Origin of the sequence: Kitasatospora sp. NPDC088351, from assembly GCF_040685575.1 — a bacterium.
GTDB lineage: Bacteria > Actinomycetota > Actinomycetes > Streptomycetales > Streptomycetaceae > Kitasatospora.
The window spans coordinates 22,698-30,853 of record NZ_JBFBIL010000078.1 but is presented as its reverse complement, the minus strand read 5'-3'; the positions used below and the strand labels follow the sequence as shown (position 1 = coordinate 30,853).

Below are 8,156 nucleotides of genomic sequence, written 5' to 3'. Positions count from 1 at the left end.
ACCCCCCAACCCCCCTGCACCCCCGGGCCATTGCCGCCCGGTGCAACCGGCGGGGGGGGGGTGCTGTTTCACGTGAAACAGCACCCGGCCCCGGCCGTTCGTCGTCGGAAGCGGTGCTCAGCCGCGGCGGTGGCGCCCGCCACCGGCCTGCACGGTGTCCTCGTCGGCGGCCTCGACGGCGCCGCCCGCCTTCTTCTTCCTGCGTTCCCGTACGACCTCCACCAGGATCGGCGAGATCGAGAGCAGCACGATCAGCAGCACCGCGGGAATCAGGTACTTGTCGATCACCGGGGCCAGCGCGTCACCGAAGAAGTAGCCGATCATCAGCATCGACTCGGTCCACAGCACGCCACCGATCACGTTCCACAGGAAGAACGTGCGGGCCGGCATCTCCAGGGTGCCCGCGACCGGGTTGAGGAAGGTCCGGACGATCGGCATGAAGCGGGCCAGCACCACGGCCTTGCCGGGTCCGAACTTGTTGAAGTACTCCTCCGCCTTCAGCACGTACTCGCGGCGGAAGATCTTCGATTCGGGCTTGTCGAACATCTTCGGTCCGACCTTCACCCCGATCTGGTGCCCGAGCTGGGCGCCGGCGATCGCGGCGAGCGGGGCCCCGATGGCCAGCGCCGTGATCGACAGCCGGGCCCCGTCCCCGAGCACCGACGAGGCGGCACTGGAGGCGGCCACGCCTGCGATGATCAGCAATGAGTCACCCGGGAAGAAGAACCCGACCAGCAGGCCGGTCTCCGCGAAGATGATCGCGATCAGCCCGATGGCGCCGACGGACGAGATCAGTGATTTGGCGTCGAGGAGGTTGACGGCCAGCTGGTTGTAGTCCACGGCCGCAGGATAGCGGTCCCGGATAAACACGGGCATCGGCCCACAGGTCGAGGCGGCCACATCCTCCGGTCGCACGCGAGGAGTGGCCCCGCGGGCGCCGCCGTCCCGACTGGCGGGCCGCATGGTGAACCCGGAGCACGAGTCTGGGAAGATGGCACAGGCGTCCGGACCGCGGTCGCAAACACCCTCATTGTCGTGCCGCGGCGGTCACCTCGAACCTTGGTACAGGCGAGCCGCCCCGCAGAGCCGCGCGTCGGCGCCGGTACCCCGGAGTCGTAACGAAGGCGTACACAGCGTCGGACAGCACCGTCCGTACGCCGCAACCCGACAGGAGCGGATTCGCATGCCCATCGCAACTCCCGAGGTCTACAACGAGATGCTCGACCGGGCCAAGGCGGGCAAGTTCGCCTACCCGGCCATCAACGTGACCTCGTCGCAGACCCTGCACGCCGCGCTGCGCGGCTTCGCCGAGGCCGAGAGCGACGGCATCATCCAGATCTCGACCGGTGGTGCGGAGTTCCTGGGCGGCCAGCACAACAAGGACATGGTGACCGGCGCCGTCGCGCTCGCCGAGTTCGCGCACGTGGTCGCCGCCAAGTACGACGTGACCGTCGCGCTGCACACCGACCACTGCCCGAAGGACAAGCTGGACGGCTACGTCCGCCCGCTGCTGGCGATCTCCGCGGAGCGCGTGGCCAAGGGCCTGAACCCGCTGTTCCAGTCGCACATGTGGGACGGCTCCGCCGAGACCCTGAACGACAACCTGGCCATCGCCGAGGAGCTGCTGGCCAAGGCCGTCGCCGCCAAGATCATCCTTGAGGTCGAGATCACCCCGACCGGCGGCGAGGAGGACGGTGTCACGCACGAGATCAACGACGAGCTGTACACCACCGTCAACGACGCCGTCCGCACCGCCGAGGCCCTGGGCCTGGGCGAGCGCGGCCGTTACCTGCTGGCCGCCTCGTTCGGCAACGTGCACGGCGTCTACAAGCCGGGCAACGTCGTCCTGAAGCCGGAGCTGCTGCGCGAGCTGCAGGACGCGATCGGCGCCCAGTACGGCAAGAAGGACCCGTTCGACTTCGTCTTCCACGGCGGCTCGGGCTCCTCCGCCGAGGAGATCGCCGTCGCGCTGGAGAACGGCGTCGTGAAGATGAACCTCGACACCGACACCCAGTACGCCTTCACCCGCCCGGTCGCGGACCACATGTTCCGCAACTACGACGGTGTGCTGAAGGTCGACGGCGAGGTCGGCAAGAAGAACACCTACGACCCGCGCACCTGGGGCAAGCTCGCCGAGGCGGGCATGGCCGCCCGGGTGCTGGAGGCCGCCCAGCAGCTGCGCTCGGCCGGCAACCGCCTGAAGTAAGTCCCCGCCGAGGCAGGGTCCTTCCCTCATGCCCCCCAGTGGTTCACTGGGGGGCATGAGCACACACCAGAACCTTCTCGGGGGTCCGCCCCCGACGCACCTGCCCGCCGAGCCCGCTCCGCTGGAGCTGCTGGCCGGCGGTGCCTCCCCGGCCGAGGTCGCGGCGAAGTACCCGACCTCCTCGCTGGTCTGGGCCCAGCTCGCCGACGACGCCTTCGCCGCCGGCCGCACCGTCGAGTCCTACGCGTACGCCCGTACCGGTTACCACCGCGGGCTGGACGCGCTGCGGCGGGCCGGCTGGAAGGGCCACGGTCCGGTGCCGTGGGAGCACGAGCCGAACCGCGGCTTCCTGCGGGCGCTGCACGCGCTCGGCCGGGCCGCCGCCTCGATCGAGGAGAAGGAGGAGGCGGAGCGCTGCGCGCAGTTCCTCCGGGACAGCTCGCCGACCGCCGCCGCCACCCTCGGCTGACCGCTCCCCGACGCACCGCACCCGTCGGCACCGCCCCTGTCGCCCGCCCGGCGGCAGGGGCGGTTCTGTTGCCAGATCTGCATACTCGGTATGTGGACATTCGGCAATCCGGCGTGCCAGGGTGAGGCCATCAGGGGGCGCGCACGGCAGTTCGGGGCGGCCCCGCCCGCCCGACAGAAAGCCTCCACGTGCCCGTAGTTCGACCGGCTCAGCGCAGCAGCCGCACCCAGCCGGGCGGCGGCCGCCGAAACCGCCGGCGGCGTCACCGGCTCGGCCCGGGGATGACCGCCGCCCTGCTCGCGGCCGTGACCGTGCTCGGCGGCACGCTGTACGCGCTGAACCGCCCCGACGCCCTGCCCGGCGCCGGTCCGACCGCCCAGGGCCGGGTCGCCCCGCCCGCCGACAGCACCCCGGCACCCACCGCCCCCGAGCCCGCCAAGAGCCCGGACACCGCCCCGCCGCCGCCGCCGGCGGCGCCCGCCACGACACCCGCACCGACGCCGGCCCTGACCCAGGCCGCGACGCCGACCCCGGAACGGAACACCCCGGACCCCGGACCCGCCAAGGGCGCGGGCACCTTCACCGTCGCCACCGGCTCCGCCGCGCCGGTCGGCGCCGGCAACATCCGCCGCTACCGGGTGGAGGTCGAGGACGGCATCGGGATCGACCCGGCGGCCGCGGCCGCGCAGATCCAGGGCATCCTCGCCGACAAGCGCGGCTGGACCAACGACCGCAAGAACGGCTTCCAGCTGGTGGCCGGCGGCTCGTACGACTTCACGGTGAAGATCGGCTCGCCGGCCGCCGTGGACCGGATCTGCGGCCAGGCCGGTCTGGACACCCACGGCGAGGTGAACTGCGCCGTCGGCAACCAGGTGATGGTCAACGTCAAGCGCTGGAACACCGGTTCACCGCAGTTCAGCGGCCCGATCGACGAGTACCGGGCACTGATCGTCAACCACGAGGTCGGCCACCGGATCGGCCACGGGCACGAGACCTGCCCCGGCAAGGGCAGGCCCGCCCCCGCGATGATGCAGCAGATCTACGGCCTCAAGGGCTGCGAGTCCAACGCCTGGCCGTACTCGGCCGAGGGCTCCTACCTGGGCGGCCCGTCGGTGCCCTGAACCGGGCACCGACGGAACGGCTCTGAGCCGCCCTCACCGGCTCCCCCTCCCCGGAACACGCCCTGACCGGCGAGCCGCCGCCCCGGGCCGCCGCACTCCCGGGAGCCGGGCCCGGATCAGCCGAGCACCGGCAGGTACGCCCGCAGGTCGCTGCGCTCACCGCTCGCCGACACCGTGTCGGCGTCCACCGCGGACGCCCAGTCGGTCCGCCCGGTGGCCAGCCGGATCCAGGTGAACGGGTCGGTCTCGACCACGTTCGGCGGGGTGCCCCGGGTGTGCCGGGGGCCCTCGACGGCCTGCACCACGGCGTACGGCGGGATCCGCAGCTCGACGGCGCCGCCGGGGGCCCGGTCGGCGAAGGCGTCGGCCAGCAGCCGGGTGACGGCGGCGACGGCCTGGCGGTCGTGCGGGAAGGCGGCGAGGCCGAGCGCGGCGGCCAGGTCGTCGGCGTGCACGACCGCCTCGACCAGCCGGGTCACCAGCAGGTCGGAGAGCAGCATCGAGCCCAGCCGGATCTCGAACCGCCGCTCGGGGTCGGCGGCCTCGTTCCTGGCGAGGGTGGTGATCAGACCGCTCGCGGCCCGCTGGAAGGCCGCCGACACCGAGGCCGGGTCACCGCCGAACTCGCCCGCGGCCTTCTCCCGGGCCTGCTCGTCGAGGAGCGGTGCCACCGTGCCGACCCCGGCCACCCAGCGCAGCAGGTCCAGCGGGGGGCGGCCCTCCAGCGGATCGTCGAAGTGGGCGGGGACCCAGTCGAGCTGGACGGCGGTGTGCGCGATCAGCTCGCGCACCGTCCACTCCCCCAGCCGGGTGGGCCGGGCCAGCAGTTCCACGGCGTCCGGGCGGGCGCAGAGCCCGTGCACGGCGTCACGCAGCGCGGCGGTCTGCGCCACCAGCGCGGCGCGCACCTTCTGCGGCTGGTACGTACGGGACTTGGGAGGCATGCCCCGCAGCGTACGCCGGGGGGCGGTCCACCCGGCTGAGTGGACCGCCCCCCGGTACGACCGCGATCAGGCGAGCAGGGCCTCGATGACGCCGGTGTGGGCGTCCTTCAGCTCGGCCAGCGAGACGGTGAACTGGCCCTGGACGTCCAGGACATCGCCGTCCACCACACCGATCCGGGTGGCCGGCAGGCCACGCGCGGTGCACATGTCGTTGAACCGGAGCTCCTCGCTGCGCGGCACCGCGACGATCGCGCGGCCCGCCGACTCGGAGAACAGGAACACGAACGGGTCCTGGCCCTCGGGCACGATGATCCGCGCGCCGTGGCCACCCTTGAGGCAGCTCTCCACCAGCGCCTGGCCGAGACCGCCGTCGGAGAGGTCGTGCGCGGCGTCGATCATGCCGTCGCGCGAGGCGGCGATCAGGATGTCGCCGAGCAGCCGCTCGCGCTCCAGGTCGACCTTGGGCGGCAGACCGCCGAGGTGGTCGTGGACCACCTGCGACCAGGCCGAGCCGCCCAGCTCGTCCGCGGTGTCGCCGAGCAGGTAGAGCAGCTGCCCCTCCTCCGCGAAACCGATCGGGGTCCGGCGCGTCACGTCGTCGATCACGCCGAGCACCGCGACCACCGGGGTCGGGTGGATGGCGGTCTCGCCGGTCTGGTTGTAGAGCGAGACGTTGCCGCCGGTGACCGGGGTGCCGAGCACCAGGCAGGCGTCGGCCAGACCGCGGGTGGCCTCGGCGAACTGCCACATCACGTCCGGGTCCTCGGGGGAGCCGAAGTTGAGGCAGTCGGAGACGGCGAGCGGCTTGGCACCGCCGGCCGCGACGTTGCGGTACGCCTCGGCGAGGGCCAGCTGGGCACCGGTGTACGGGTCCAGCTTGGTGTAGCGGCCGTTGCCGTCGGTGGCGACCGAGACGCCGAGGTTGGTCTCCTCGTCGATCCGGATCATGCCGGAGTCCTCGGGCACCGAGAGCACGGTGTTGCCGAGCACGTAGCGGTCGTACTGGTCGGTGATCCAGGACTTGGAGGCCTGGTTCGGCGAGGAGGCGACCTTCAGCAGGTCGGCCTTCAGGCCCTCACCGGTGGTCGGCCGGGCGAGGCGCTCGCCGGTCGGGGCGTCGGCCTGCAGCGCGTCCTGCCAGTCGGGGCGGGCGTACGGGCGCTGGTAGGTCGGACCCTCGTGGGCGACGGTGCGCGGCGGCACGTCGACCACCAGCTCGCCGTGCCAGAAGATCTCCAGGCGCTCGCCGTCGGTCACCTCACCGATGACGGTGGCGATGACGTCCCACTTCTCGCAGATCTCCAGGAAGCGGGCGACCTTGTCGGGCTCGACGATCGCGCACATGCGCTCCTGCGACTCGCTCATGAGGATCTCCTCGGGCGAGAGCGTGTGGTCGCGCAGCGGTACGGTGTCCAGCTCGATCCGCATCCCGCCGGAGCCGGCCGAGGCCAGCTCGCTGGTGGCGCAGGACAGGCCCGCGCCGCCGAGGTCCTGGATGCCCTTGACGAGCTTCTCGCCGAAGATCTCCAGGGTGCACTCGATGAGGAGCTTCTCCTGGAACGGGTCGCCGACCTGGACGGCGGGGCGCTTGGCCGGGCCGGTGGCGTCGAAGGTCTCGGAGGCGAGCACCGAGACACCGCCGATGCCGTCGCCGCCGGTGCGGGCGCCGTACAGGATGACCTTGTTGCCGGCGCCGGAGGCCTGCGCGAGGTGGATGTCCTCGTGCTTCATGACGCCCACGCACAGGGCGTTGACCAGCGGGTTGCCCTGGTAGCAGGAGTCGAAGACGACCTCGCCGCCGATGTTCGGCAGACCCAGGCAGTTGCCGTAGCCGCCGATGCCCGCGACGATCCCGGGCAGCACGCGCCGGGTGTCCGGGTGGTCGGCCGCGCCGAACCGCAGCGGGTCCATCACGGCGACCGGGCGGGCGCCCATCGCCAGGATGTCGCGGACGATGCCGCCGATGCCGGTGGCCGCGCCCTGGTAGGGCTCGATGTACGACGGGTGGTTGTGCGACTCCACCTTGAAGGTGACCGCGTAGCCCTGGCCGACGTCGACCACACCGGCGTTCTCGCCGATGCCGACGAGCATCGCGTCCGAATCCGGCTTCTTCTCGCCGAACTGCTTCAGGTGGACCTTGGAGCTCTTGTACGAACAGTGCTCCGACCACATGACCGAGTACATCGCGAGTTCGGCGCCGGTCGGGCGCCGGTCGAGAATCTCCCGGATGCGTGCGTACTCGTCCTTCTTGAGGCCGAGTTCGGCCCACGGCTGGGCCGCGTCCGGGGTCTGCTCGGCGTTCTTGACGGTGTCGAGGCTCATCAGGCGTTCACCAGCTGCTTCAGGACGGAAGTGAAGAAGCCCAGGCCCTCGGTGGTCGGACCGGTGAGCGGCTCCACGGCGTGCTCCGGGTGCGGCATCAGGCCGACGACATTGCCGGCGGCGTTGGTGATGCCGGCGATGTCGCGGTACGAACCGTTCGGGTTGACGTCCAGGTATCGGGCGACCACCCGGCCCTCCGCCTCCAGGGCGTCCAGGACGTGCGCGTCGGCGACGAACCGGCCCTCGCCGTTCTTCAGCGGGACGACGATTTCCTGGCCGGCCGAGTAATCCCCGGTCCAGGCGGTGGCGGCGTTCTCGATCCGCAGCTTCTGGTCGCGGCAGATGAAGTGCAGCGAGTCGTTGCGGGTGAGCGCTCCGGGCAGCAGGTGCGATTCGCAGAGCACCTGGAAGCCGTTGCAGATACCGAGAACCGGCATTCCCAGCTTCGCCTGCTCGATGATGGTGTCCATGACCGGCGAGAAGCGGGAGATGGCACCACAGCGCAGATAGTCGCCGTAACTGAATCCGCCCGGCAGGACGACCGCGTCGACCTGGTGGAGATCCTTGTCACGGTGCCAGAGCGCGACCGGCTCGGCGCCGGCCAGGCGGACCGCGCGCTGCGCGTCGCGGTCGTCGAGGGAGCCGGGGAAAGTGACGACGCCGACGCGGGTGGTCACTTGCCCTCCTCCTCGACGCGGACGGTGAAGTCCTCGATCACGGTGTTGGCGAGAAAGGTCTCGGCGGCTTCGCGGATACGGGCGAGCACGGCGTCGTCGACCGGGCCCTCCAGCTCCAGCTCGAAGCGCTTGCCCTGGCGGACGTCGGCGATCCCGGCGAAACCGAGACGGGGCAGTGCGCGCTGCACCGCCTGTCCCTGGGGGTCGAGAATCTCCGGCTTGAGCATGACGTCGACTACGACGCGTGCCACTGGCACTCCCGGTGGTGTCTTCGTGAGGCGGGGGAACTCCAGACTACCGGGGGTTTCGGGCGGGATTGCTGGCCGGGGAGCGCGACGCGCGTAGACCCGAGACCCTTACGGCACAAGGGTTCCGGGCCCCCGGACCGCCCCGGAGCCGCCCCATTTCACCGGATTC

Annotated in this window: 8 protein-coding genes; 3 read left to right on the top strand and 5 right to left on the bottom strand. The window is 71.5% G+C overall.

The genetic code is table 11. From position 1 onward, the window contains the following. Nucleotides 1-117 precede the first annotated feature (117 nt). Nucleotides 118-840 carry a VTT domain-containing protein gene (locus tag AB0P06_RS33500; RefSeq protein ID WP_363614141.1) on the bottom strand — a complete coding sequence of 241 codons (723 nt, stop codon included), beginning with the start codon at nt 838-840 and terminating at the stop codon, nt 118-120. Between the two features lie 343 nt (nt 841-1,183). Between AB0P06_RS33500 and fbaA the strand changes: the two genes are divergently transcribed. From fbaA to AB0P06_RS33485, 3 genes are all read left to right on the top strand, one after another. Next, nucleotides 1,184-2,206 carry a class II fructose-bisphosphate aldolase gene (fbaA, locus tag AB0P06_RS33495; protein ID WP_363614139.1) on the top strand — a complete coding sequence of 341 codons (1,023 nt, stop codon included), beginning with the start codon at nt 1,184-1,186 and terminating at the stop codon, nt 2,204-2,206. Between the two features lie 55 nt (nt 2,207-2,261). Beyond that, nucleotides 2,262-2,675, top strand: coding sequence for a DUF3151 domain-containing protein (locus tag AB0P06_RS33490; protein ID WP_363614137.1), 414 nt, complete (start codon nt 2,262-2,264; stop codon nt 2,673-2,675). A 188-nt stretch (nt 2,676-2,863) separates the two neighbouring features. Beyond that, a complete protein-coding gene (locus AB0P06_RS33485) occupies nt 2,864-3,796 on the top strand; it encodes a DUF3152 domain-containing protein (protein ID WP_363614135.1) in 933 nt (310 codons plus the stop codon). Nucleotides 3,797-3,912: 116 nt separating this feature from the next. On the opposite strand, the gene AB0P06_RS33480 is transcribed toward AB0P06_RS33485, so the two are convergent. From AB0P06_RS33480 to purS, 4 genes are all read right to left on the bottom strand, one after another. Beyond that, on the bottom strand, nt 3,913-4,740 hold the full coding sequence (locus tag AB0P06_RS33480; protein ID WP_363614133.1) for a sterol carrier family protein: 828 nt from the start codon (nt 4,738-4,740) through the stop codon (nt 3,913-3,915). A gap of 66 nt (nt 4,741-4,806) precedes the next feature. Then, a complete protein-coding gene (gene purL, locus AB0P06_RS33475) occupies nt 4,807-7,062 on the bottom strand; it encodes a phosphoribosylformylglycinamidine synthase subunit PurL (RefSeq protein WP_363614131.1) in 2,256 nt (751 codons plus the stop codon). Further along, nucleotides 7,062-7,739 carry a phosphoribosylformylglycinamidine synthase subunit PurQ gene (gene purQ, locus AB0P06_RS33470; RefSeq protein ID WP_363614129.1) on the bottom strand — a complete coding sequence of 226 codons (678 nt, stop codon included), beginning with the start codon at nt 7,737-7,739 and terminating at the stop codon, nt 7,062-7,064. Before purQ ends, purL begins: the two co-directional genes overlap by 1 nt. Beyond that, nucleotides 7,736-7,990, bottom strand: a complete 255-nt coding sequence (purS, locus tag AB0P06_RS33465; protein WP_363614127.1) for a phosphoribosylformylglycinamidine synthase subunit PurS — start codon at nt 7,988-7,990, stop codon at nt 7,736-7,738. The genes purQ and purS overlap by 4 nt, the downstream gene beginning before the upstream one ends. Nucleotides 7,991-8,156: the final 166 nt, after the last annotated feature.

Coding starts and splice junctions, on each gene's coding strand:
- AB0P06_RS33490 (WP_363614137.1), top strand. CDS start 2,262: ATGAGCACACACCAGAACCTTCTCGGGGGTCCGCCCCCGACGCACCTG.
- fbaA (WP_363614139.1), top strand. CDS start 1,184: ATGCCCATCGCAACTCCCGAGGTCTACAACGAGATGCTCGACCGGGCC.
- AB0P06_RS33480 (WP_363614133.1), bottom strand. CDS start 4,740: ATGCCTCCCAAGTCCCGTACGTACCAGCCGCAGAAGGTGCGCGCCGCG.
- purL (WP_363614131.1), bottom strand. CDS start 7,062: ATGAGCCTCGACACCGTCAAGAACGCCGAGCAGACCCCGGACGCGGCC.